At 60.3% G+C, this 25,382-nt stretch carries 23 protein-coding genes and 3 tRNA genes; 8 read left to right on the top strand and 18 right to left on the bottom strand.

All coding sequences use genetic code 11. From position 1 onward, the window contains the following. Positions 1-45 precede the first annotated feature (45 nt). The 4 genes from BLW11_RS13460 to BLW11_RS13445 form a co-directional block, all read right to left on the bottom strand. Complete coding sequence (locus tag BLW11_RS13460; RefSeq protein ID WP_048358272.1) at positions 46-888, bottom strand: ABC transporter ATP-binding protein; 843 nt, start codon at positions 886-888, stop codon at positions 46-48. Beyond that, entirely contained in the window at positions 885-1,919 is a 1,035-nt protein-coding gene (locus BLW11_RS13455) for an aromatic ring-hydroxylating dioxygenase subunit alpha (RefSeq protein ID WP_048358273.1), read from the bottom strand. Before BLW11_RS13455 ends, BLW11_RS13460 begins: the two co-directional genes overlap by 4 nt. Positions 1,920-1,981: 62 nt before the next feature. Continuing rightward, positions 1,982-2,986 (bottom strand): ABC transporter substrate-binding protein, encoded by a 1,005-nt coding sequence (locus BLW11_RS13450; protein WP_048358274.1) that lies wholly within the window; start codon positions 2,984-2,986, stop codon positions 1,982-1,984. Positions 2,987-3,382: 396 nt separating this feature from the next. After that, positions 3,383-4,414, bottom strand: coding sequence for an Ldh family oxidoreductase (locus BLW11_RS13445; protein WP_048358275.1), 1,032 nt, complete (start codon positions 4,412-4,414; stop codon positions 3,383-3,385). 132 nt (positions 4,415-4,546) lie between these two features. Here BLW11_RS13445 and BLW11_RS13440 point away from each other — a divergent pair, with 132 nt between their 5' ends. The 6 genes from BLW11_RS13440 (at position 4,547) to BLW11_RS13415 (ending at position 9,814) form a co-directional block, all read left to right on the top strand. Continuing rightward, on the top strand, positions 4,547-5,422 hold the full coding sequence (locus BLW11_RS13440) for a MurR/RpiR family transcriptional regulator (RefSeq protein ID WP_048358276.1): 876 nt from the start codon (positions 4,547-4,549) through the stop codon (positions 5,420-5,422). Positions 5,423-5,435: 13 nt separating this feature from the next. Further along, positions 5,436-6,191: a transporter substrate-binding domain-containing protein gene (locus tag BLW11_RS13435; protein WP_048358277.1), complete on the top strand. Its 756-nt coding sequence runs from the start codon at positions 5,436-5,438 to the stop codon at positions 6,189-6,191. Between the two features lie 104 nt (positions 6,192-6,295). Then, a complete protein-coding gene (locus tag BLW11_RS13430) occupies positions 6,296-7,015 on the top strand; it encodes an ABC transporter permease (protein ID WP_048358278.1) in 720 nt (239 codons plus the stop codon). Then, positions 7,012-7,722: an ABC transporter permease gene (locus BLW11_RS13425; RefSeq protein ID WP_048358279.1), complete on the top strand. Its 711-nt coding sequence runs from the start codon at positions 7,012-7,014 to the stop codon at positions 7,720-7,722. The genes BLW11_RS13430 and BLW11_RS13425 overlap by 4 nt, the downstream gene beginning before the upstream one ends. A 48-nt stretch (positions 7,723-7,770) precedes the next feature. Next, positions 7,771-9,012: an NAD(P)/FAD-dependent oxidoreductase gene (locus tag BLW11_RS13420; protein WP_048358280.1), complete on the top strand. Its 1,242-nt coding sequence runs from the start codon at positions 7,771-7,773 to the stop codon at positions 9,010-9,012. A 16-nt stretch (positions 9,013-9,028) separates the two neighbouring features. Next, positions 9,029-9,814 (top strand): amino acid ABC transporter ATP-binding protein, encoded by a 786-nt coding sequence (locus BLW11_RS13415; RefSeq protein ID WP_048358281.1) that lies wholly within the window; start codon positions 9,029-9,031, stop codon positions 9,812-9,814. Between the two features lie 113 nt (positions 9,815-9,927). Here BLW11_RS13415 and BLW11_RS13410 read toward each other — a convergent pair whose 3' ends face one another. Then, positions 9,928-11,964 (bottom strand): NADPH-dependent 2,4-dienoyl-CoA reductase, encoded by a 2,037-nt coding sequence (locus tag BLW11_RS13410; RefSeq protein ID WP_048358282.1) that lies wholly within the window; start codon positions 11,962-11,964, stop codon positions 9,928-9,930. A gap of 210 nt (positions 11,965-12,174) precedes the next feature. Between BLW11_RS13410 and BLW11_RS13405 the strand changes: the two genes are divergently transcribed. After that, positions 12,175-13,305 (top strand): nitrilase-related carbon-nitrogen hydrolase, encoded by a 1,131-nt coding sequence (locus BLW11_RS13405; protein ID WP_048359479.1) that lies wholly within the window; start codon positions 12,175-12,177, stop codon positions 13,303-13,305. Positions 13,306-13,309: 4 nt separating this feature from the next. After that, positions 13,310-14,350 (top strand): AraC family transcriptional regulator, encoded by a 1,041-nt coding sequence (locus tag BLW11_RS13400; protein WP_048358283.1) that lies wholly within the window; start codon positions 13,310-13,312, stop codon positions 14,348-14,350. 239 nt (positions 14,351-14,589) lie between these two features. Here BLW11_RS13400 and BLW11_RS13395 read toward each other — a convergent pair whose 3' ends face one another. The 13 genes from BLW11_RS13395 to truA form a co-directional block, all read right to left on the bottom strand. Then, a complete protein-coding gene (locus BLW11_RS13395) occupies positions 14,590-15,453 on the bottom strand; it encodes a DUF2242 domain-containing protein (protein ID WP_048358284.1) in 864 nt (287 codons plus the stop codon). A 302-nt stretch (positions 15,454-15,755) separates the two neighbouring features. Next, positions 15,756-15,832, bottom strand: a tRNA-Asp gene (locus BLW11_RS13390). A gap of 101 nt (positions 15,833-15,933) precedes the next feature. Beyond that, a tRNA-Asp gene (locus BLW11_RS13385) sits at positions 15,934-16,010 on the bottom strand. Positions 16,011-16,065: 55 nt separating this feature from the next. After that, positions 16,066-16,141, bottom strand: a tRNA-Val gene (locus BLW11_RS13380). A 109-nt stretch (positions 16,142-16,250) separates the two neighbouring features. Then, entirely contained in the window at positions 16,251-17,018 is a 768-nt protein-coding gene (locus BLW11_RS13375) for an SDR family oxidoreductase (RefSeq protein ID WP_048359480.1), read from the bottom strand. 8 nt (positions 17,019-17,026) lie between these two features. After that, complete coding sequence (locus BLW11_RS13370) at positions 17,027-18,238, bottom strand: O-succinylhomoserine sulfhydrylase (RefSeq protein WP_048359481.1); 1,212 nt, start codon at positions 18,236-18,238, stop codon at positions 17,027-17,029. Between the two features lie 78 nt (positions 18,239-18,316). Continuing rightward, positions 18,317-19,822 (bottom strand): amidophosphoribosyltransferase, encoded by a 1,506-nt coding sequence (purF, locus tag BLW11_RS13365; protein ID WP_048358285.1) that lies wholly within the window; start codon positions 19,820-19,822, stop codon positions 18,317-18,319. A gap of 41 nt (positions 19,823-19,863) precedes the next feature. Next, positions 19,864-20,421: a CvpA family protein gene (locus tag BLW11_RS13360; protein WP_048358286.1), complete on the bottom strand. Its 558-nt coding sequence runs from the start codon at positions 20,419-20,421 to the stop codon at positions 19,864-19,866. Positions 20,422-20,527: 106 nt separating this feature from the next. Next, positions 20,528-21,160, bottom strand: coding sequence for an SPOR domain-containing protein (locus BLW11_RS13355; protein ID WP_048358287.1), 633 nt, complete (start codon positions 21,158-21,160; stop codon positions 20,528-20,530). Continuing rightward, entirely contained in the window at positions 21,144-22,451 is a 1,308-nt protein-coding gene (gene folC / locus BLW11_RS13350) for a bifunctional tetrahydrofolate synthase/dihydrofolate synthase (RefSeq protein WP_048358288.1), read from the bottom strand. The genes BLW11_RS13355 and folC overlap by 17 nt, the downstream gene beginning before the upstream one ends. Continuing rightward, entirely contained in the window at positions 22,448-23,368 is a 921-nt protein-coding gene (gene accD, locus BLW11_RS13345) for an acetyl-CoA carboxylase, carboxyltransferase subunit beta (RefSeq protein ID WP_048358289.1), read from the bottom strand. The genes folC and accD overlap by 4 nt, the downstream gene beginning before the upstream one ends. A 270-nt stretch (positions 23,369-23,638) precedes the next feature. Further along, positions 23,639-24,262, bottom strand: a complete 624-nt coding sequence (locus BLW11_RS13340; protein WP_048358290.1) for a phosphoribosylanthranilate isomerase — start codon at positions 24,260-24,262, stop codon at positions 23,639-23,641. A gap of 62 nt (positions 24,263-24,324) precedes the next feature. After that, positions 24,325-25,149, bottom strand: coding sequence for a tRNA pseudouridine(38-40) synthase TruA (gene truA / locus BLW11_RS13335; protein WP_048358291.1), 825 nt, complete (start codon positions 25,147-25,149; stop codon positions 24,325-24,327). Positions 25,150-25,382 lie beyond the last annotated feature (233 nt).

Below are 25,382 nucleotides of genomic sequence, written 5' to 3'. Positions count from 1 at the left end.
GCGAGGATTTTCTGCAACGCCGGATTGGCCATCCACGCCTTGGGTTCAGTGTCCATATGCCACGCCTCCTTGAGCACCCATTTCACCATTGGCCTGTGCCAGCAGCGCAGACAACTGCGCGCACTGGGCGATAAACCCGGTCGAGGTACGAAACGCTTCGTCACGCACAGTCGGACCCTCGATCGCCACATCCGCCAGCACTCGCCCCGGACGCGCGCCCATCACCACCACCCGCGATGACAGAAATACCGCCTCATAAATACTGTGCGTGACAAACACCACCGTCAGGTCGCGCTCGACCCACAGCACACGCAAATCGCTGTCGAGGCGGTTGCGGGTGAACTCATCCAATGCTCCGAAGGGTTCGTCCATCAGCAACACATTCGGTTCGGTGACCAGAGCGCGAGCAATCGAAGCACGCATCTGCATGCCACCCGACAGTTCCCGTGGATAGGCCTCGGCAAACTCGCCGAGGCCCACCCGATCAAGCGCCGCCTGCACACGAGGCCCGCGCTCTGCAACGGGCACACCGCAAAGGTCCAGCGGCAGGCTGACATTCGCCGCGAGGGTGGCCCAGGGCATCAGTGTTGCTTCCTGGAACACCATGGCCATTTTTTGCTCAGCTTCGGCCTGGCGAATGTCGCCCTTGCCCCACCAGCGCACATGGCCTGCGCTGGGTTGCTCCAACCCGGCAAACATCTTGAGCAACGTGCTTTTGCCGCAGCCTGAGGGGCCGAGCAGCGAGACGAACTCACCACGGCCGATACTCAACTTCAAGCGTTGCAGGGCATGCGTGCCGTTGCTGTAGGTTTTTTCAACCTGATTAGCCAGCAATACCGGAGGTTGCACGCCTGCCTGAGGACGTTCCATGTGCAGGGCGGCGTTCATAGTGCTGCTCCTGCGGGACGGAATTGCTCCTCTTCACCGTGGGCCTGCAGCAGATCAAACAGCATTTTGCGCATGATCAGCCCCGGCTTGTCGGACTCCATATGGAACTCCACCCGCCGCCGCGTATCGACGCACGCGTCGTAGTCAGTCGCTTCGAGAATGTCCTGGTCCTCGCGGGTAATTGGCGCATCCCAGGCAATCAATTCGGCGCTGGTGCACTCGGCTTCCGTGTCGTTGCGATACAACCACTGCACTAACTGGATAGTTTTGTCGTCAATCGGCGTGGCGCAGTTATAGATGATGTGATGCACGCCGCTGTCAGGGTAAGTGCAACCAAAACGCCTTACGAACGGCAGGTCCCAGCGATTGAACAGGTGCCGGGTGGTGGTCGGCGCATCACTGCCGGTAATCCGGTGCCCGGCTGGCGGGTTGTTGATGGGCACAATGGTTTCGGCTTCAAACCCCCACTCTTTCTTCACAAACTCATACTTGGATGGCTTTGGCTGATTGAGCATCCCGAAGTTGGCTTTATGCACGAAGGAAAAGTGCGAGTTATCGAAGGAGTTTTCCATAAATCGGAGTGGGCTGGTTTTCCACTGCTCGTAGAACTGGAAGATCCTGCGGTAGGCCGGCGCACCGTCCTCTTCGAACACAGGAATGGGCTGCAAAGGTTCATCAAGGCATACCCACACGTAGCCGTATTTCTCCTGACAGTGATAGGCCGTGGTTCTGGCCCCGACGGGGATAGGTGCCCCATCGGCCTGCTGCGGAATGCACACACAGGCGCCGGTCTGGTCGTAGCGCCAGCCGTGATAGCCGCACACAATCACGCCATCCTCTACCCAGCCCCTGGACAGTTGAGCAGTGCGGTGGCAACAGCGATCGGCCAGCGCCACCGGGCCTTGTCGGCCCATAAACAGCACCACCCGTTCACCGAGCAAGGTGAACGGTTGCGGGCCAGCCTCCAGGGCAGACACGGGCATCAGGGCATACCAGAAACGACGCAATACAGGTTGTTGAGTGACGAGCATGGTGGAGTTCCTCAATTCTTGGCGGCAACGGTCTTCTGCGAAACCGGATCACGGGCAGTCGGTTATTGGCTGGCCTGGCTCTGGGCCAACGGCAGTACGTTCAGGTCTTTCACAAAACGGGTGTCGTAGGCTTTGCGCCAATCGGCGTCGGCCTTGAGCAAACCGGCCTCAACCATGAAATCGCGGGTCGCCTGCCAGCGGGCATCGGTCATCACGCCAATGCCTTGGGTCTGCGCATCCCCGCCGTCCACCAGCCGGTACTGCTTGAGGGTACTGACGCCCCAACTCAGCAGTTCATCGCTCATGTTCGGATTGGCCTGCTTGATCAGCTCATTCCCCGGCGCCGGGTTGGCCAGATAGCTGCGCCAGCCTTGCATCGTGGCCTCGATAAAGCGCTGCAACACCTCTGGCCGCTGCTCGATAACGTCAGGCCGGGTCACCAGCGTTGAGCCGTAAGGCGGATAGCCCGCCTCGGCAAACAAAAAAAAGCGGGCGCCCTGCTCGGCCTTGCGCCCCTGAAACAACTCAGAGCTGGCATACGCTTGCTGCGCGGTATTGGGGTCGTTGAGGAAAGGCTGCAAATTGAAGGTATAAGGTCGGGCCTGAGACTCGTCGAGCCCGTATTTTTGCTTGAGCCATGGCCACCAGGTCTGCTGGCCCGATGTCGAAACCAGAATGTGCTTGCCCTTGAGCTGGGTCAGGTCTGCGACATCGGCATGCGCCATCAGCCCTTGGGGCTCGCCCTGAAACGCGGCAGCAACCGCCACCACCGGCAACTGCTGCTCCATGCTTTTGAGCACTTGCAGGTCGTAATTGATGATCACATCGGCCTGCCTGCTCAACAGCAACTGCATGCCATTGACCTGCGGACCACCCATGCGGATAGTCACGTCCAGCCCCTGCCTGGCGTACAAGCCCTCAGCCACGGCCTGATAAAAACCACCCTGCTCGGCCTGCGCGTACCAGGACGTGAGTAACACAATTTTATCGCTGGCCTGGGCCAGAGGCGTGATCAGCAACGCGCACACCAGCGCCGCTCGACACCGGCAAACCTTGGCTGTAGACATGGGTATTGCTCCTGCAAAAGAACCACACAGAGGTAGCCGCGATGCAAGAGGCACAGAACGAGGTGAACGGTTGGGAGGGGGCGACACGCGAGGTCAATACACCGGCCACACGCTTACTCTCCCGCCCTGCCAATAGCCAGGTTCAGGCACCCGCATCACGGGTGTGCGACAACGTCGCAAGAGCAATGCCCGGCACAGGATTGGGAATGTGCTGACCGCTTCTACTCGGTAGAAGTCATAGCAGGAGGCGTGCCAAGAAAGGTTAATCAAGGCACCTTGCAGGAGCGGGCTTGCCTCGCGATACGACTACTGCGGTTTGTCTGATCAAACCGAGTGATGCTATCGCCCCCACAGAGTGCACACAGGTTGGGCAGGCACTAAAACAGTGCCTTGGGCTTATTCCGCCAACGCGCGCAATTTGGCCAGCTCTTCTGCCCCCATCGGAATACCCGCCTCCTGCGATTTGGCACGCTCGATAAAGCGTCGATCACCCGGCATGCGCTCAAGCCCAACCACGTGCATCTGCCGCACCAGTTCTGCGCTGCGCTGGGCGAAGCTGTTACCGCCGGATTTAGTGGGGTCGATCACGATCAGCAATTGCCCGGTCCACGGGGTTTGCGCACCCGGGTGTTTCGACCAGTCGAACTCAAACGAGAAGTTGCCTCCGGTCAGCGCTGCGGCCAAGAGCTCAACCATCATCGACAACGCCGAACCCTTGTGGCCGCCAAACGGCAGCAAGGCACCGCCGTCCAGAATCTCTTTAGGGTTCTCTGTCGGTTCGCCATGTTTGTCCACGCCCATCCCGGCCGGCAGCATATGCCCCTTGCGCGCGGCAATCTGCACATCGCCGTGGGCAATGGCGCTGGTGGCCAGGTCGAAGACGATCGGGTGGCCGTCGGCACAGGGCGCGGCAAAGGCTATCGGGTTGGTGCCAAACAGAGGCTTGTGCGCGCCGTGGGGCACCACGCAGGTCATGCTGTTGACCACGCTCAAGGCCACCAGACCTTCTTCGGCAAAAGGCTCAACGTCCGGCCAGAGCGCTGCAAAGTGATGCGAGTTACGAATTGCCAGTACCGCGATCCCGGCACTGCGGGCCTTCTCGACCAGCAATTGACGGGCGGCCGCCAATGCAGGCTGGGCAAAGCCACCGGCCGCGTCCACGCGGATAAAGCCAGAGGCCACGTCTTCGACCACCGGGACAGCCTGGCCATTGACCCAGTTGCTGGCCAGCGAAGACAGATACCCCGGAATACGGAACACCCCATGACTGTAGGAACCATCGCGCTGAGCACGGGCGCAGTTGTCGGCCAAAACCCCGGCGACCGCTGACGAGGTGCCATGACGTTCGAAAATCTGTTGCAGCAAGGTGGTCAATTCACCGAGAGAAAGCGACTCCGGGGCCTGCGTGGAGGTGACGGGCTGAGACATTCTGGCGCTCCAGTCTGATTGTTATTGTGCGTGGCAAACTATCCAGCGATGACAGTTATCTGTCAATTGTTGACTTAATGACAGAAAACATTCACTTTCTGCATCGCGCTGAAATAAAAACAGGAAGCAGTCGTGAGCCAGCCGATTAAACAACGCCTTGAAAGCAGTCTGTCAACCGCCGCACCTTCGGGCCGGGCGATTGCCAGCTACATGCTGGCCAATCTTTACGAGCTGCCTTTTCAGACTGCTGCCGACATCGCCAGCAAACTGGGGGTGAGCGAATCCAGTGTCGGGCGCTTTTGCCGCTCACTGGGTTACAGCCATTTCAAAGACCTTAAAAACGATCTCAAGGACGACCTGGGCGATGGCCCGTGGCTGGTGGGCGACCGCTTGCAAGAATTTCGCCTGCAGTCGAGCCAGAGCCCGCAGGCATTGCCCCGCAGTTTTGAGCTGGAAGTCGGCGCACTGGTCAAGGTCTACGAATACAGCCTGACCCCTGAGTGGCGCACCGTCAGCCAACGCCTGGCCACCCGGCGCAAGGTGTTTGTCGCAGGCTTCCAGACCGAGCGCGGGATCGCCGCCTCCATGGTGCATTTGCTGCAATACCTGCGCGATGGTGTGCAACTGGTGGACGGCGCCGCCGGGCATTACGCCGACGTGTTGCTGTGCCCGGCCGATGACTGCGCGCTGGTGGTGTTCGAAGCCCGCCGCTACTCGCGCCACGCCCAGTTGCTGTGCCGCAAGGCGCGCGAAGCAGGGATCCCGGTAACGCTGATCACCGATACCTTTTGCGACTGGGCTGACCAGCACGCCAATGAAGTGTTCCGCGTACCCACCGAGTTCAACCTGTTCTGGGAATCCACCGCGGCAATGCTGTCGCTGGTGCATCTGCTGATCAATGAAGTGTGCAAACAACTGGGGCCGGACGTCGAGAAGCGTCTTGAGGCAACCGCGGCCTTACACAATGAGTTCGTGGGCTACACATCCTCACCCGGATCAAAACAATAAAACGAGGTGCTAGATGAAATACGTCATTCGCTTTGCAAGTGCTTGTGCACTGGTGGCAGCCGTTGCTGCCAACGCTCACGCCGATACGCTGACTATCGCCACGGAAGGCGCCTACCCTCCTTTCAACACCACCAATTCGGACGGCACGGTGTCCGGCTTTGACGTCGACATCACCAAGGCCCTGTGCGAACGCATGAATGCGCAGTGCACGATCGTCGCTCAGGATTGGGACGGGATCATTCCAGGCCTGATGGCGAAAAAATACGATGCCATCGTGGCCTCGATGATCGTGACCGATGAACGCAAAAAGAAAATCGCGTTCACCAATCACTACTACCGCACCCCGCTGTCAATCGCCGTACCCAAGGACTCTGACATCACCGATGCCCAGATCAACTTCAAGGGCCGCACCATCGGTGCCCAGGGCGCAGCCACCCAAGGCATCTACGCCGAAGATCACTACGAGAAAGCCGGCGCCAAACTCAACCTTTACCCGACCCTGGACGAGGCCAACGCCGAGCTGAAAAACGGCCGTGTCGATGCAGTGATCGCCGACAAGTTCCCGCTGCTGGAATGGATCAACAAGGCCAGCGACGACTGCTGCAAAATCATTGGTGACGTAAACGGCACCGATGCCGATGCGGCGATTGCCGTGCGCCAGAGCGACAACGCCCTGCGCGAGCGCTTCAACAAGGCGCTGGACGAAATCGTGGCAGACGGCACTTACCAGAAAATCTCCAGCAAGTACTTCGACTTCAATATTTACTGAGTCGCCCGCCCTCGTTTGAGGGCCTCCCTGCCCATGACCCTGCCCTGCGCACATAACGTGCGCGGCGGCTGAATTTCGGCCTAATTTTGCCCGGGGATTCGAGCATGCTCGATCAACTCTCACTACTTTCTTTCGCCAGTGGCGGCTGGGGCTCGGCGCTGCTCGCCGGGGCGCTGGTGACCATTGCCCTGGCCTTGAGCTGCCTGCCCATCGGTTTGCCCCTGGGGCTGGCCGTCGCCGTGGCGGCACGCTCGAAAAACCGCTGGGTGCGCGCCTGGGCAACGACCTTTTCCACCGTGTTCCGTGGTTTGCCGGAACTGCTGACGCTGCTGATCATTTATTACGGATGCCAGATCGCCGCGCAAAAAATCCTCGCCATGATGGGCTACGACGCACAGGTCACGATCAATACCTTCGTGGCCGCGATGGTTGCCTTCAGCCTGGTGTTTGCCGCCTTCTCCAGCGAGATCTGGCTAGGCGCGTTCAAAACCATCCCCAAGGGCCAGTTCGAAGCCGCCTCGGCGCTGGGCCTGAGCAAATTCACCACCTTTCGCAAGGTCGTGCTGCCGCAACTGGCGCGCATCGCCCTGCCCGGCCTGTCGAACAACTGGTTGTCGCTGCTCAAGGACACCTCGCTGGTATCGACCATTTCGCTGGTGGACCTGATGCGTCAGACCAACCTGGCGGTCAGCGTGACCAAGGACCCGATGCTGTTCTACAGCGTCGCCTGCCTGGGCTACCTGTTTTTCTCGGCCATTTCGGGGCGGCTGTTCAGCTTCCTTGAACGCTACTTCAGCCGCCACCAACGGAGCGTGCAGCCATGAGCCTGGCGGACCTGCAAAACATGTTTCTCAACCCCGACCTGCTGGAACGCTACGGCCCGCGCTTTATCGACGGGCTGCTGGTGACCGGCAAGCTGGTGGCGATCTCGTTCACCCTCGGCGCCCTGCTGGGCTTGCTGATTGCCCTGGGGCGTTTGTCCAGCAACCGTTTTTTGCGCAATTTCACCGGCGCCTATGTGTACTTCTTCCGTGGCTCGCCGCTGCTGGCGCAATTGTTTTTGCTGTATTACGGCCTCGGTTCGTTCAAAAGCTTCTGGCAAGACGTAGGCCTGTGGTGGTTTTTCCGCGATGCGTGGTTCTGCACCCTGCTGGCCTTCACCCTCAATACGGCGGCGTACCAGGCCGAGATCCTGCGGGGCAGCATCCTGGCCGTGGCCCAGGGCCAGCGTGAAGCCTGCAAGGCGCTGAACCTGTCGCGTTGGACGGCCTTTCGCAAAATCATCCTGCCGCAATCACTGCTGGTGGCCATCGGCCCGCTGGGCAACGAACTGATCCTCATGATCAAAGCCAGCGCCATCGCCTCGCTGGTGACCATTTATGACTTGATGGGCGTCACCAAAATGGCGTTCTCGCGCAGCTTCGACTTCCAGATTTATCTGTGGGCCGCCGTGCTGTACCTGCTGATCGTGGAAGTGGTGCGCCGCAGCCTGAAGCTGATCGAAGGCCGCCTCGGCCGCCATTTGCAGTAAGCCCATTGTCCGGGCTGTGAACACGGCCCCCGATTTAAGGATTTGTTTATGCATTGCGACATTATCGTTCTGGGTGCCGGCATCGTCGGCGTCAGTACTGCGTTGCAACTCCAGGCCCGAGGTCGCAGCGTGGTGCTGCTCGACCGCGCAACGCCCGGCAGCGGCACCAGCCACGGCAACGCCGGGTTGATCGAGCGCGCCAGCGTCATCCCCTACTCGTTCCCCCGTGAACTCTCGCGCCTGCTGCGCTACGGCCTCAATCAGCAATCCGACGTGCGCTACAGCCTCAAGCACCTGCCCAAGGCCGGGCCATGGCTGATGAAATACTGGCAGCAGTCCGGCGTCAAAGGCCTGGCCAAAGCCACCCGGGCCATGCTGCCGCTGATTGAAAAATGCGTGACCGAGCACGACCTGCTGGCCGAGCCTGCGGGCGTGACCGGACTGATTGACGACAGCGGCTGGATCGAGGTGTACCGCACCCCGGACGACTTCGAAAAAGCCCAGCGTGACGCGGCGGCCCTGAGCGAGTTCAAGCTCAACTACCGGGTGCTGGGTGAGCAGCAAGTCCACGCCCTGGAGCCGGGCCTGCACACGGATGTCATCGGCGGCATTCACTGGCTCGACCCCAAGACCGTCAGCGATCCGGGCGGCCTGACCCGGGGCTACGCCGAACTGTTTATCAAGCGCGGCGGCACCTTTGTGACCGGCGATGCCACCCGCCTGCGGGCCACGGCCGGGCAATGGCAGGTCGAAAGCAACAAGGGCCTGATTGTCGGCAATGAAGCCGTGGTCGCCCTAGGGCCCCAAGCGCGGGAGATTTTCGAACCCCTGGGTTATCGCATCCCGCTGGCGATCAAGCGCGGCTACCACATGCATTACGCGGCCAAGGACGGCCATACCATGCAGCACCCGATTCTTGATTCGGTGGGCGGTTATGTACTGGCCCCCATGGTGGGCGGTATCCGTCTGACCACAGGGATCGAGTTCGCAGACAGCAATGACCCGATCAATGAAATCCAGCTGCGCCGCTGCGAAGAGCGGGCCCAGCGACTGTATCCGCTGGGTGAACGGGTTGATGCCGAGCCCTGGCTCGGTCGCCGCCCGTGCCTGCCGGACATGTGCCCGGTGATCGGCCCGGCCGGTCTCCATAAAGGCCTGTGGTTCAACTTTGGTCACGCCCACCATGGCCTGACTCTAGGCCCGGTCTGCGGTCGCCTGCTGGCCGAAATGATGACCGGCGAAAACCCTTTCACCGACCCTGCGCCCTACAGCGCCGAGCGCTTTCACTGATCACTGGAGACACACCATGCACGCACAATCTGCTTACGTTCACCCTGTGTCACCAGTCACCGACACCCGCAAGGTGGTGGTGGATATCGCCGGCCTGAACAAGTACTACAGCGCCTTTCACGTCCTCAAGGGCATCGACCTCAAGGTCCGCGAAGGTGAACGCATCGTGCTGTGCGGCCCTTCCGGCTCCGGCAAATCGACCTTGATCCGCTGTATCAACCGGCTGGAAATCGCCGAGCAGGGCCGCATCCTGATCAACGACACCGACCTGTCGCAGCCCACCCGGGAAGCGAGCAAGGTGCGCAGCGAAATCGGCATGGTGTTTCAGCATTTCAACCTGTTCCCGCACATGAGCGTAATCGACAACTGCATCCTGGCGCCGATGTCGGTGCGAGGTTTGTCGCGCAAAAAGGCGATTGAACTGGCGCAGCATTTTCTGACCAAGGTCGGGATTGCCAGCCAGGCGGACAAATACCCGAGCCAGCTGTCGGGCGGCCAGCAGCAACGCGTCGCCATTGCCCGTGCGCTGTGCATGGAGCCGAAGATCATGCTGTTCGATGAGCCCACCTCGGCGCTGGACCCGGAAATGGTCAGCGAAGTGCTGGACGTGATGGTCAACCTGGCCGGCAGCGGCATGACCATGCTGTGCGTGACCCACGAAATGGGTTTCGCCCGTCAGGTGGCCGAGCGGGTGTTGTTTCTGGATGGCGGCATGGTGATCGAGGACTCGCCGCCCGAGGAGTTCTTCAACGCGCCGAAAAGCCCGCGGGCCAAGGCGTTTTTAGCGCAGATCGTGCATTAAGAGCCCCTCACCCTAGCCCTCTCCCGGAGGGAGAGGGAACTAAAGGCCAAAGCAGCTCTTCGCAACGCCACAAACCAGCCCCCTCTCCCTTTGGGAGAGGGTTGGGGTGAGGGTTAAAGCTGCGCCGCCAATCTCGACCCCTGGTTGATCGCACGCTTGGCATCCAGCTCGGCCGCCACGTCGGCGCCGCCAATCAAATGCACGCTCTGACCTGCCGCAACCAGACCATCCTGCAACTCGCGCAACGGGTCCTGCCCGGCGCAGATCACAATATTGTCCACCGGCAATACCTGCGGCTCGCCCTCGCCAATGCGGATGTGCAGCCCTGCATCGTCGATGTTCAGGTATTCAACGCTGTTGAGCATCTGCACCTGCTTGTTTTTCAGGCCTGCACGGTGAATCCAGCCGGTGGTCTTGCCCAGGCCGTCACCCACCTTGCTGGCTTTGCGTTGCAGCAGGAACACTTGACGCGCCGGGGCATGCACTTCGGGTTTGATACCGGCAACGCCGCCGCGGGCTTCCAGTTGCGTATCAATGCCCCACTCTTTCCAGAACGCTTCGCGGTCCTGGCTGGTGGACACGCCCTGGTGCACCAGGAACTCGGACACATCAAAACCGATACCGCCGGCGCCAATCACGGCGACCTTGCTGCCCACCGGCTTGCGCCCCAGGATCACGTCCAGGTAGCTCAACACCTTGGGGTTGTCGATGCCCGGGATCGCCGGTGTACGCGGCGCAATCCCGGTGGCCAGGATAATCTCGTCAAACTGGCCCGCCAGCAGTTGCGGCACATCCACCCGGGTGTTCAGGCACAGCTCAACGCCGGTGGTTTGCAGCTTGCGCTTGAAGTAGCGCAGGGTTTCAAAGAACTCTTCCTTGCCCGGTACACGCTTGGCCACGTTGAACTGGCCGCCAATCTCGCTGGCCGAATCGAACAGCGTCACTTCATGCCCGCGCTCCGCCGCCACGGTGGCCGCTGACAGCCCCGCCGGACCAGCACCGACCACGGCGATTTTTTTCACCGTAATGGTGGGCAGGTAGTTGAGCTCGGTTTCGTGGCACGCACGGGGGTTGACCAGGCAACTGGTCAGCTTGCCGCCAAAGGTGTGATCCAGACAGGCCTGGTTGCAGCCGATGCAGGTGTTGATTTCATCGCTGCGCCCGGCGGCCGCCTTGTTGACGAACTCCGGGTCGGCCAGGAACGGACGCGCCATGGACACCATGTCAGCGTCGCCTTCGGCCAGGATCTGCTCAGCGATTTCCGGAGTATTGATACGGTTGGTGGTGATCAGCGGCACGTTGACCGAACCACGCAACTTGGCCGTGACCTTGCTGAACGCCCCGCGCGGCACCTTGGTGGCAATGGTCGGTATGCGCGCTTCGTGCCAGCCGATGCCGGTGTTGATCAGGGTCGCACCGGCCAGCTCTACGGCCTTGGCCAGCTGCACGATTTCTTCCCAGACGCTGCCGCCGGCCACCAGATCAAGCATCGACAGGCGATAAATAATGATGAAGTTCGGGCCCACGGCTTCGCGTACGCGGCGCACGATTTCCACCGGCAAACGCATGCGGTTCTCGTAGCTGCCACCCCAGCGGTCAGTGCGCTGGTTGGTGTGCGCGGCCAGGAACTGGTTAATCAGATAACCTTCCGAGCCCATGATCTCGACACCGTCATAACCGGCGCTCTGGGCCAGCCTGGCGCAGGTCACGAAGTCGCTGATCTGCTTTTCGATGCCCTCTTCATCCAGTTCCTTGGGCTTGAACGGGTTGATCGGTGCCTGGATCGCACTCGGAGCCACCTGACGCGGGCTGTAGGCATAACGCCCAGCGTGCAGGATCTGCAGGCAAATCTTGCCCCCGGCATCGTGCACGGCGCGGGTCACCACCACGTGTTTTTCTGCCTCTTCAACCGTACTCAGCTTGGCCGCGCCGCTGTACACACCCCCCTCGTCGTTGGGCGCAATGCCGCCTGTCACGATCAGGCCGACACCGCCTCTGGCACGCTCGGCAAAGTAGGCGGCCATGCGCTCAAAGCCACCGGGCTTTTCTTCGAGGCCGGTGTGCATCGAACCCATCAGGCTGCGGTTGCGCAAGGTGGTAAAGCCCAGGTCCAGCGGGGCCAGTAAATGCGGGTAGTGAGCGGCAGTCATCAGTAAGCTCCACAACAGTCTGAATCACGGAACGCGAGGAGCTCTGCGGCCCCCGTCGTTGATGTGAGGCACAGTAAAGACTCAATCGACCCCACTCAATGACCCAAAGTGACAAATTATTAACCCAAATGTGCAGCACCCCTTGGCAAGCCCGCATACGCCACCTACCCTAGACCTCGAATTCCGCTGATAGCTGTCCGTTCTATGTCTATACGCACATTATTTGGCTGCACCTTACTGATCGCCCTTGCTGCCGCCGGCGGCGGTTATGCCTACTGGACCACGCAACGGGATGTCGGCCATTACCTGTCCGACCTGCGCATCGAGCTGGCGATCAACGAAGGCACCGACCAGGGCCGGGGCAACCTGCTTGGCATCGAACCCGACCTGTCCCCCCGCGACTATCAAAGCCTGGAGCTGGTGCGCCTGAAACTGGCCGCCTACTTGAACAGAGCCCGTGACGCCGGTTTGCTCAACGACAAGACCGTGGTGGTGTTGCCGGAACATATCGGTTCCTGGCTGATGTTTCGCGGCGAAAAGAACGAGCTGTACCAGGCGCCCAACCTCAATGAAGCGATGCGCTGGCTGGCACTGAGCAACCCTCTGGACTTTGCCGGGGCATGGCTGCGTGCCAACGGCGAAAGCCGGGTCAACGATGCACACCTGCGCATGAAGGCCAAAAGCATGGCCGCTGATTACCAGGCCCTGTTTGGCGGCCTGGCCAAAGAGTTCGGCGTGACCCTGGTGGCCGGCAGCATTGCCCTGCCCGACCCCCGTATCGAAAACGGCAAACTGCTGCCCGGTACAGGCCCGCTTTACAACAGCAGTATCGTCTTTGGCCGTGACGGCGCACCCCTAGGTGCACCGCAGTTGCAGCTATTGCCGACCTACGAAGAACAAAGCTATATCCAGCCGGGCCCCGACCATGAACTGAACGTAGTGGACACCCCCGCCGGGCGCCTGGGCATCCTGATCGGCAGCGACAGCTGGTACCCCGAGAACTACCGCACGCTGAACGAAAAAGGCGCACAACTGATTGCCGTACCGGCATTCATCATTGGCAAGACCACCTGGGACCAGCCCTGGGGCGGATACAAGAGCGTATCGACCCCCAGCGAGATCAGTCTCAAGCCCGGCGAAGTCACCGAAGGCGACGCCTGGCATCGCCTGACCCTGACCAGCAGCGCTCCCATCAGCACGGCCGAGGCCGGGGTCACGGTGTTTTTGCGCGGCAAGTTCTGGGACAAGTACAGCGGCGGCCATGGCTTTATCAGCCGCAACGGCCAGACCAGCCCCGACCAGCCGGGCACTGGCGCCCGACTGCTGAACCTCTGGCTGTAGCTCGATGAAACCGCTGCCCATGCGCCTGGGGGATCTGTCGGTCGGGTTCGTGCAGGCCCTGGCAGACGCCGTGCACAGCTGCGGCCACGACCCTGCGCCCTTGCTTGAACAGTTCGGGCTGGACCCGGCCCGCCTCGCCCAGCCCCTGGCACGCCTGTCGATCCCGCGCTACATGCGCCTGGGGCACGCGGCGATTGCCCTGACCGGCGAACCCGCGCTGGGCTTGCGCATGGGCCAGCTCAGCCGCCTGAGCCAGGTCGGGCTGGCCGGTGTCACCGCCGCCCAGGCGCCCACCGTGCGCGAAGCGGCACGCACCCTGATTCGCTTTGAAGCCCTGTATGGCTCCAACTACCGCGGCCAGTCGAGCCTGCACGAAGACGCCCAGGGCGCCTGGCTGCGGTTTTACTCCATCAGCCCGTACAACGCCTACAACCGCTTTGTGGTGGACTCGATCATTGCCGGCTGGTTGCAACACCTATCGTCCGTCGCGGCCCGACCGTTGAGCTGCGAACAGATCGATATCGAGTTCAGCGAGCCGGCCTACGCCCACCACTACAGCGTGCTGGGCAGCGCGGCGCTGCATTTCCGGGCCGAGACCAACCAACTGCGCCTGAACCACGCCACGCTCGACCTGCGCAACCCGCAGCACTGCCCAAGCACCTGGGCCTACCTGCTGCAATTGTGCGAACGGGAACTGGAGCAACTGACCCGCACCCGCAGCCTGCGCGAACGCATCACCCAACTGCTGGGGCCTTTGCTCAATGGCGGCCGGGAGCCCGACCTGGAAGAAGTGGCGGCACGCCTGAAGCTGCCGACCTGGACCTTGCGCCGCAAACTCGCGGAGGAAGGCACACAATTTCGCGCCATTCTCAACGACACGCGTCGCGACCTCGCCATGACCTATATCCGCGATACGGAACTGGCCTTTGGCGAGATAGCCTATTTGTTGGGGTTTGCCTCAGCCGAGGCGTTTCAGCGGGCTTTCAAGCGATGGAATGCGCAGACGCCGGGAGAATACCGACGTCGTCAGCGCCAATCTGCTTGAAGCGACCTGGAGCTCAAAGTTCGGTTGCGTCGTCAGCAGGGTCCAGCGGGTCCAGCTCAGAAGCCTGATACTCAAGCAGCTCTTCCTGATAATCGTCCATTGCAGCATCCCTTTTCAGTCTGTTTTGTTTAAGTCATGCCTGAGCATAAAGTGCCCGCATGAAGGAAAAATGACACCTTCACCGGCACTGTCAAGACTCATCAGTAAACGTAGCAGAGCTTTTGAGATTTACCGCACATTTATGGAGCCGCCAAAGGCTCTACAACGGCAGGTTCAGCTACAGGGGCGGGCTCAGGGCCGACCACTGGCGTAACCGGCTCAGGCGGCACGCTGGCCGGCGTGAGCGGCGACGTGAGCGTCACCGGGATCTCCACCGGGGCGATGACAGGCACAACGACGGCCGGGGCTACGACAGGCTCGCTGACGGGCACTACAACCGGCTCAGGCGCTGGGGCCGGAACTGGAACCGAGACCGGGACTGGAGCAACCGCTTCGACCTTGGCAGGGGCAACTTCCGGCACACCCAGCTCGACCTTGGGCTTTTCCGGGGCGTGAGGCGCTTTTTCCACTTCCTTGGGCTTGGGCAGGAACACCTCGACCAGACCAAAAAAACGGTCATAGAACTGCGGCGAAGACACGGTTTCGCTGGCGACCTTGACCATTGAGTCATCGCTCGAACCGATCGGCATCGACACCGAGCCCAACACACCGACCCCGAGGCTGGCGGAGTTGTTGACCTTTTTCAGCGCGTAACGGTCCTGCAGTGCGTTGGCAAACATCGTGGCGTGATGCTGCGAGCCACCGTCATCGGCACAGACCACGTTGAAGCTGATTTCCAGATGGCTTTCGCCGGTTTGCTGGAAGCTCTTGTGGCCGCTGATCATTTTCGGGTCGTTGCTGGTAATGATGTAACCCTGGCTGAGCAAGGCGCGGCGTGCGGCTTCGCACGAGGCTTTGTCAGTGACCGGGTAATTGCGCGAGAAGGTCCCGGAGTCGTCGAAACTTTCATGCTCGTAGACCGCGGTTTTCTTCGACGAGCAACCTGCGAGTCCAGCCAGCACAAGGGCGACTACCACGGCACGCAAGGGAAATGACATGAGCATTAAGGATCCTGAAGAGAACGGTGCGGGGCGTATTGTGCATCAAGTCGTGATAATCGCGGGCAGTTTGTCGCGTCCGATCGGGGTCTGAAGACCCAAACGGCCTCACTGTGGGAGCGAGCCTGCTCGCAAAAGCGCTAAGAGCTTCGCGTTAATCCGGCAAGTACGCGCTATCGTCCAGTATCTTCGCGAGCAGGCTCGCTCCCACATTAGCTGGAGTCTTGCAAAATCCCGGGCACAAAAAAAGCGACCCTAAGGTCGCTTTCTTTGCAGCTACAGAGAGTTCAAGGGCTCTGAAGCAAATATGGCGCAGCGGACGGGACTCGAACCCGCGACCCCCGGCGTGACAGGCCGGTATTCTAACCGACTGAACTACCGCTGCGTATCGCTCGGACTTGCGTCCGTTTGAAACTTTGAAACCTGTGAATGAAAAGCTTCGGTGCTTTTCAATCGCAAACCAGGCGAACCTGATTTGTACAAATATGGCGCAGCGGACGGGACTCGAACCCGCGACCCCCGGCGTGACAGGCCGGTATTCTAACCGACTGAACTACCGCTGCGCGTCGGTGGCAGCTCCTTTCGGAACGACCTTTCTCTTGCGAGAATCTCAAGAAGTGGTGGGTGATGACGGGATCGAACCGCCGACCCTCTGCTTGTAAGGCAGATGCTCTCCCAGCTGAGCTAATCACCCTTTGCTTCGTTGAGGCCGCGAAATTTACGCAGGTATTGAACCTAAGTCAAGGACAAGATTGAGTTTTTTTCAAAATAAGCAAAAAAGACTCACCTGCAGCGCGCGGCCCCTATTCCTCGTAAATCATCTTCCTGCTCATGCCGCCGTCGACCACAAACTCCTGCCCCGTCACAAACCCGGCGTTACGCGACAGCAGCCACGCGACCATGGATGCAACGTCTTCCACGCACCCTGCCCGGCCAACCGGGTGCTGGGCATGATCGGCCTCTGTCAGGGGCTCTGCGCGCCTCACGGAGGGGGCCCGGGCATCGATCCAGCCCGGACTCACCGCATTGACCCGCACCTGCGGCCCAAGACTGATCGCCAGCGCGTGGGTCAATGCCAGCAACCCGCCCTTGCTCGCCACATAAGCCTCGGTATCAGGCTGCGACTGGTGAGCGCGGGTGGAGGTCAGATTGACGATCGAACCGCTATGCGTACGCAAGTACGGCGCGCAATGCTTGGCCAGCAACATCGGCCCGGTGAGATTGACCGCCATGACCCGGTTCCACTGCTGCAGATCCAGACTTTCCAGGGGTTTGTTGTGCGGGTCGGCAATCGCCGCGTTGCACACCAGCCCGTCCAGCCGGCCAAATTGACCCAGTATTTGTGCGACGCACTGAATGACATCGGCCTCGACCGAAACATCCAGGGTCAAAAACCAGGCACTCTCGCCCAACGCCTTCGCCACTTTGGCACCCCGGGCACGGTCGATGTCAGCCAGCACCACTTGCCAGCCTTCGCTGACCAGCCAGGCAGCAATCCCCAGGCCAATGCCCCGCGCAGCGCCTGTTACCAGCGCTACGCGGCCATTCTCACTCACCGGTGCTTCGGTCATGCGGTCGATCACAGCGCAGCCAGGCCACGCGCAAGGTCCGCTTGCAGGTCGGCGACGTCTTCCAGACCCACCGCCACACGGATCAGGCTGTCACGAATACCCGCCGACGCACGCTCTTGCGGTGCAAGGCGACCATGGGAAGTGGTCGCCGGGTGGGTAATGGTGGTTTTGCTGTCACCCAGGTTGGCCGTGATCGAGATCAGGCGCGTTGCATCGATAAAGCGCCAGGCGCCCTCTTTGCCACCCTTGACCTCAAAGCTGACGACCGCACCGAACCCGCGCTGCTGACGCATGGCCAACTCATGCTGCGGATGGCTCTTGAGACCCGCGTAGTAAACCTTTTCAACGCCGTCCTGTTGCTCCAGCCACTCTGCCAGCGCCTGGGCACTGGCGCAGTGAGCGCGCATGCGCAGGTTCAGGGTTTCGAGGCCCTTGAGGAAGATCCAGGCATTGAACGGGCTCAGGGTTGGCCCGGCAGTGCGCAAGAAGCCGACGATCTCTTTCATCAGCTCGACACGACCGGCAACCACACCCCCCATGCAACGGCCCTGGCCATCGATGAATTTGGTGGCCGAATGCACCACGATGTCCGCACCCAGCTTCAGCGGCTGCTGCAAGGCAGGCGTGCAAAAGCAGTTGTCGACCACCAGCATGGCACCCTTGGCCTGTGCAATCCGGGCAAGAGCCGCGATGTCCACCAGTTCAGCCAGCGGGTTGGACGGCGACTCGACAAACAGCAATTTGGTGTTGGACTTGATGGCTTCGTCCCAGCCAGCCAGTTCGGCCAGAGGCACGTAATCAACCTCAATACCAAAGCGCTTGAAGTACTTCTCGAACAGGCTGATGGTCGAACCGAATACGCTACGCGACACCAGAATATGGTCACCGGCGCTGCACAGACTCATAACCACCGACAGGATGGCCGCCATGCCCGTTGCAGTCGCCACGGCCTGCTCGGCACCTTCAAGGGCAGCGATGCGCTCTTCAAAGGCGCGAACGGTGGGGTTGGTGTAACGAGAATAAACGTTGCCTGCCACCTCGCCCGAGAACCGTGCCGCAGCATCCGCCGCCGTACGGAACACATAGCTGGAGGTCAGGAACATTGCATCACCGTGTTCGCCTTCTGGCGTACGGTGCTGGCCGGCACGCACAGCCAAGGTGTCGAACGCTACGCCATCGAGGTCGCTGTCCAGCCGACCCGCATCCCAATCCTGACTCATGCTGACCACTCCTTGCTCTGTATTTGCTTTGTATTGGAGAAACGCAAACCGGCCCATCAGGGCCGGTTTGGTGAACACTTAGTTGTTGTACAAGCCTATCGTCGCACCGACACCTTGAGCAACCACCTTGGAGGCATCGTTGCGCGCACGCTCGATTCGCTCCAGGTAGTCCGCGTCGACGTCGCCGGTCACGTACTTGCCGTCAAACACCGCACAGTCGAACGTGTCGATCTTGACCTTGCCACCACCTACCGCCTCGATCAGGTCAGGCAGGTCCTGATAGATCAGCCAGTCAGCACCGATCAGTTCGGCCACTTCCTGGGTGGTGCGATTGTGTGCAATCAGCTCATGAGCGCTTGGCATGTCGATGCCATACACGTTCGGATAACGAACTGCGGGAGCAGCCGAGCAGAAGTAAACATTCTTGGCACCGGCTTCGCGGGCCATCTGAATGATCTGCTTGCAAGTGGTGCCCCGTACGATCGAGTCGTCCACCAGCATCACGTTCTTGCCACGGAATTCGAGTTCGATGGCGTTGAGCTTCTGACGCACGGATTTTTTACGTGCAGCCTGGCCCGGCATGATGAAGGTACGGCCGATGTAGCGGTTTTTCACGAAGCCTTCGCGAAACTTGACGCCAAGGTGGTTGGCCAGCTCCAGCGCAGCGCAGCGGCTGGTGTCCGGAATAGGGATAACCACGTCGATGTCGTGCTCAGGACGCTCGCGCAGGATCTTCTCGGCGAGCTTCTCACCCATGCGCAGACGGGCCTTGTATACAGAGATACCGTCGATGATCGAATCCGGGCGCGCCAGGTACACGTGTTCGAAGATGCACGGGGTCAATTGCGGGTTCACCGCGCACTGACGGGTGTGCAGCTTGCCATCATTGGTGATGTAAACCGCTTCGCCCGGCGCCAGATCGCGAATCAGGGTGAAGCCCAGCACGTCCAGCGAAACGCTTTCGGAAGCGATCATGTACTCGACGCCTTCGTCGGTATGACGCTGACCGAAGACGATAGGACGAATGGCGTTAGGGTCACGGAAGCCGACGATACCGTAGCCGGTAATCATCGCTACAACGGCGTAACCGCCGCGGCAGCGGTTGTGTACGTCAGTGACTGCGGCGAACACGTCTTCTTCGGTCGGCTGCAGCTTGCCACGCTGGGCCAGCTCGTGAGCGAAGACGTTAAGCAGGACTTCCGAATCGGAGTTGGTGTTGACGTGACGCAAGTCAGATTCGTAAATCTCCTTGGCCAGCTGCTCAACGTTGGTCAGGTTGCCGTTATGCGCCAGGGTGATGCCATACGGCGAGTTGACATAAAACGGCTGGGCTTCAGCTGAAGTCGAGCTGCCTGCGGTTGGATAGCGCACGTGGCCAATGCCCACGTTGCCGACCAGGCGCTGCATGTGACGCTGATGAAACACGTCACGAACTAGCCCGTTGTCCTTGCGCAGAAATAACCGGCCATTATGGCTGGTCACAATACCGGCAGCATCCTGGCCGCGGTGCTGGAGGACGGTTAGCGCGTCATACAGCGCCTGATTGACGTTCGACTTACCGACGATACCGACGATGCCACACATGCGACGCAACCCCTACTTAATGGATCTGAACTGAGCACCGCTTACTTGGCCAGATTGGCCGGCAAGAGATGCTCCTTGAACGGAATATCAGCAGGTACGCTGATACCGCTGGCCAACCACTGGCTACTCCACCCCAAAATGAGGTTTTTCGACCAATCGGCAACCAATAGAAATTGTGGCACGAGCCTCGACTCTTGCCACCACGAGTCTTGCTGTACCGGCCCCAGGCTCAACAGCCCGACTGCCACGACCACCAGCAACGCGCCACGCGCCGCGCCGAAGGCCATGCCAAGAAAACGATCGGTCCCGGACAACCCGGTGACGCGAATCAGTTCGCCGATAAGAAAATTGATCATTGCGCCTACCAGGAGGGTGGCGACAAACATGATGGTGCACCCGACGATAACGCGGGCGGAAGGTGTTTCGATATATCCGGAGAGGTATTGCGACAGTGAACCGCCGAACATCCAGGCTACAACCCCGGCAATGATCCACGTGCACAGCGACAAGGCCTCTTTAACGAAGCCGCGCTTCAAGCTGATCAAAGCGGAGATGGCGATAATTGCAACGATCGCCCAGTCAACCCAGGTAAATGGCACAGTTCAGCCTACGGACAGATAAGGCGGCGCATTTTAGCAGAGCGCCGCCGCTCAGGTAAGGCGATTTATCCGTGCTTGAGCAATCAGATTGAACCTTTTTACAGTCTCAACCACGTTCAGGCTGGAAGCGCACCACAAAACCCTTGAGATTCTGCTGCTTACCGAGCAAATCACGCAGGCGGTCAGCCTCTGCACGCTCAAGCAATGGCCCGACAAAAACCCGGTTCATCCCGCCAGAAGAACGCACATAGGCGTTATACCCTTTATTTCGTAGGGTTTTTTGCAGGTTATCGGCGCTTGCTCGGTTGGACAGACTCACCAGCTGAACCGACCAGCTGATTGGCAAACCATCAGGATCAACGCGTTTTTGTGTGGTATCGAGCTTCGACGGTGCCTGGGCAACGGTTTGCGCCGGCGTAACAGCCGGTGGCTTTGGCGCAACCACTGGCGGCTTTGCCACCACGGGGGCCACCGGTGCAGGGGCTGCGACCGGAGCGGCAACCACTTCCTGCACGGCCGGCGCAGGCTCTTCGGCAATCACTTGCGGCTCTGGTACGGCCACAGGCTCGACCTGAACCGGCGCCATGACCGGCATTTCAGGTGCCGTAGGCGCATCCACCTGGATCTGACGCTGCTCGTCCTGACGCGAGAACAACATCGGCAGGAAAATCACTGCCAGCGCCACCAATACCAGGGCGCCTACCATTCGCTGCTTGAATACCTTATCCAGCAAAGCCATTTGCAGCTTCCTCCATGGCACGCCGCTGCAACCACTCGAGCGCTTCGGCGACACAGTAAAATGATCCGAACAATACGATTTCGTCTTCCGGGGTGGCCCGTTCGCACTGAGCCTCCAGCGCCGCAGCCACACTGTCGTGGGCCGAAACCGACGCTTGCAGGCCTTGCAGCGCGGCCTGAACCTCGGCCACCGGCCGCGTACGCCCAGTGTTCAACGGCGCAACTGCCCAATGCTCGACCGACGACGCCAGCGGTGACACTACGCCATCCAGGTCCTTGTCCACCAGCAGGCCGAACACCGCCAGGCGCTTGCCGACCACCGGGCGCTGGGCAAGACGCCGCACCAGGTACTCGGCGGCATGGGGGTTGTGCCCCACATCCAGCAGCAGGTTCAGGGTTTTGCCCTGCCAGTTGAACTGGCGACGATCCAGACGCCCCGCAACCCGGGTACCGGTCAACGCACTGATGATACGCGCCGGCTGCCAGGGCAGTTCAGTCAATGCATACGCCTGTACCGCCAGGGCGGCGTTTTCCATGGGCAGATCCAGCAACGGGATGTCGCGCAAATCTACAGCTTGCCCTTTGGCATCAAGGCCGCGCCAGTGCCAGACCTGCTCCGCACTGGCCAGGTCAAAGTCACGCCCCCGCACGAACAGCGGGCAACCCAGCTCGCTGGCCTTGTCGAGCAATGTGTGGGGCGGATTCGTATCGCCGCACAGGGCAGGTTTGCCCGCACGGAAAATCCCGGCCTTTTCATAGGCCACCGATTCGCGGGTATTGCCTAGATATTCAACGTGATCCACGCCAATGCTGGTAACCAGCGCCATATCGGCATCCACCAGATTGACCGCATCCAGTCGACCGCCCAGCCCTACTTCCAGCACCACAGCATCCAGCTGGGCACGCTCGAACAACCAGAACGCCGCCAACGTGCCCATTTCAAAATAAGTCAGGGAAGTCTCGCCCCGCCCTGCTTCCAGGGCCACGAAAGCCTCGCAAAGCTGTTCGTCAGAGACTTCAACACCGTCAATTTGTACGCGCTCGTTATAGCGCAGCAGATGGGGAGAGTTGTAGACCCCCACCTTGAGCCCTTGCGCCTGCAGCAACGCTGCCACAAACGCACAGGTCGAGCCCTTGCCATTGGTGCCCGTAACCGTCACCACCCGAGGCGCAGGCTTTTGCAGCCCCATGCGGTTCGTTACCTCGCGCGCGCGATCCAGGCCCATGTCAATGGCGGATGGATGCAGCTGTTCAAGATAGGCGAGCCACTCGCCAAGGGTGCGCTGAGTCATATGTTTGCAGGTACCGGCGGAACAACAATCGCCACGACCGGCGGGGCAACGTATTCAGGTTTCGGCAGGCCCATCATTTGGGCCAGCAGGCTGCCCAGACGCGGACGCAGTTCCTGACGCGCAACGATCAGGTCGATTGCACCGTGCTCCAGCAAAAATTCGCTGCGCTGGAAGCCTTCTGGCAATTTTTCGCGAACGGTCTGCTCGATTACGCGCGGGCCGGCAAAGCCGATCAGCGCCTTTGGCTCAGCCACGATCACATCGCCAAGCATCGCCAGGCTGGCCGAAACGCCACCGTAGACCGGGTCGGTCAGTACCGAGATAAACGGAATGCCTTCTTCACGCAGACGCGCCAGTACCGCAGAGGTCTTGGCCATTTGCATCAGGGAAATCAGCGCTTCCTGCATCCGCGCACCGCCAGAAGCAGCGAAGCAGATCATTGGGCAACGGTTTTCCAGGGCGTAGTTGGCAGCACGGACAAAACGCTCGCCGACAATGGCACCCATCGAGCCACCCATGAAGGAGAACTCAAACGCAGACACCACCACCGGCATGCCCAGCAGGGTGCCGCTCATGGAAATCAGGGCGTCTTTTTCGCCGGTCTGCTTTTGTGCACCGACCAGACGATCCTTGTACTTTTTGCTGTCGCGGAACTTGAGACGGTCAACCGGTTCCAGGTCTGCACCCAGCTCGGCACGGCCGTCGGCATCCAGGAAGATATCGATGCGGGCACGCGCACCAATGCGCATGTGGTGATTACACTTGGGGCAAACGTCCAGGGTCTTTTCAAGCTCCGGACGATAAAGCACAGCGTCGCAAGACGGGCATTTGTGCCACAGGCCTTCAGGTACCGAGCTCTTTTTGACCTCGGAACGCATGATCGAAGGAATCAGCTTGTCTACCAACCAGTTGCTCATGCTTTCTTTCTCCAGTACCGGTGGCCAGAACGCTTGGGTTCAGGCCCCGTGTATGCCCTTGAGCTAAATTCATTAGGTGTGTGGCGATGATTGCCAGGGGAGCGGTCAGCACACGGCAAACCAGCGACCCCCTGAAACCCTCAGCCTTCCCGACAACACGCCCCAGAGCGGCTGTCACTTTAATTTCTGCCCGTCAAACTACCGGGCCCGCCTGCTTTTTTACGACGGTATGGATGGACGGCGGCAGATTGCCAGCCGTCACATCGGGCATCAGTTTGTTGCGCGTACCGCTCGCATGAAGGCACGAATCCTGTCGTGGTCCTTGATGCCCTTGCTCTTTTCTACCCCGCCACTCACATCGACGGCATAAGGCCGCACTTGCGCGATGGCATCGGCAACGTTCCCGGGCGTCAGACCACCCGCCAGAATAATCGGCTTGCTCAGGCCCTGTGGTATCAAAGACCAGTCAAAGGCCTGTCCGGTTCCACCCGGCACGCCCTCAACATAGGCATCGAGCAAAATACCGCTGGCCCCTGCATAGGCCTTGCAGGCACCGGCAATGTCATCGCCGGCCTTCACTCGCAAGGCCTTGATGTAAGGCCGGTGATAACCCTCGCACTGCTCGGGGGTTTCATCACCATGAAACTGCAACAAATCCAGCGGCACGGCATCCAGCGTTTCATTCAGCTCGCAGGCGCCGGCATTGACGAACAACCCCACCGTGGTCACAAAAGGCGGCAAGGCCGCAATGATGGCTCGCGCCTGCTGCGCCGATACGGCACGCGGGCTTTTTGCATAAAACACAAAACCAATGGCGTCAGCCCCGGCGGCTACTGCGGCCAGCGCATCATCTATGCAGGTAATACCGCAGATCTTGCTGCGAACGGCTGACATGTCGACTACACCCCAAGGCTGAACGTGAAAGCCCCGGATGGTAACAAATGCTTATCCGGGCGTCAGCCGTCCAGTTCAGTAAAACCGGTCAGGAAGTGTGGACCGATGTAACGTTCCGGCAATTGGAACTCATCGCGATACTCAACTTGCACCAGATACAGGCCATAGGGATGCGCCGTCACGCCACCGGAGCGACGCTCACGGCTTTCCAGCACTTCCTTGATCCACTCCACAGGCCGCTCGCCCGTGCCGATGGTCATCAACACCCCGGCGATATTGCGCACCATGTGGTGCAAAAAGGCACTGGCACGAATATCCAGCACGATCATCTGCCCGTGACGCGTCACTCGCAGATGGTGCATTTCCTTGATCGGGGATTTAGCCTGGCACTGGCCGGCGCGAAAAGCACTGAAGTCATGCACGCCCAGCAGGTAACGGGCCGCTTCGGCCATCCGCTCGACGTCCAGCGGGCGGTGATTCCAGGTCACTTCCTGGTTCAGGTGCGCGGGTCGGATCTGATCGTTGTAGATCACATAGCGGTAGCGTCTGGCGATGGCCTTGAAGCGCGCATGAAAGTGCGCCGGCATGACCTTGGCCCAACTGACGCTGATGTCGTGGGGCAAATTGATATTAGCCCCCATCACCCAGGCTTTCAGCGAGCGTTCGGCCCGGGTGTCAAAGTGCACCACTTGTCCGCAGGCATGCACACCGGCATCGGTACGCCCGGCGCACATCAATGACACCGGAGAGGCCGCGACTTTTGACAAGGCGTTTTCCAGGGTTTCCTGAACCGTCAGCACACCATTGGCCTGACGCTGCCAGCCGCAGTAGCGCGAGCCTTTGTATTCCACGCCTAGCGCGATTCGGGAAAAACCGTCGGCAGCCATTTCAGCGGCTGGGTTATCTATATTTGCCAAGGACTTACAGCCTGCTCATAAACGCAAAGGCGGCCATTATAGGGCGCGCCCGGCAAGACGCCATGAAACAAATGATGAGCGAGCAACAAAAACCACTGGAACCTTGAGGCAGGCACAAGGCTGTGATCGCTGCAGAAGACTGGAAAGATGAGCAACCGGCTTTCAAATAACGGCTTGCTCCGCACCCCTTCGCAGCCTTCGGC

It is taken from the genome of Pseudomonas deceptionensis, assembly GCF_900106095.1.
Classification (GTDB): domain Bacteria; phylum Pseudomonadota; class Gammaproteobacteria; order Pseudomonadales; family Pseudomonadaceae; genus Aquipseudomonas; species Aquipseudomonas deceptionensis.
The sequence above is the reverse complement of the archived record's forward strand: the minus strand, read 5'-3'. Positions and strand labels throughout refer to the sequence as shown.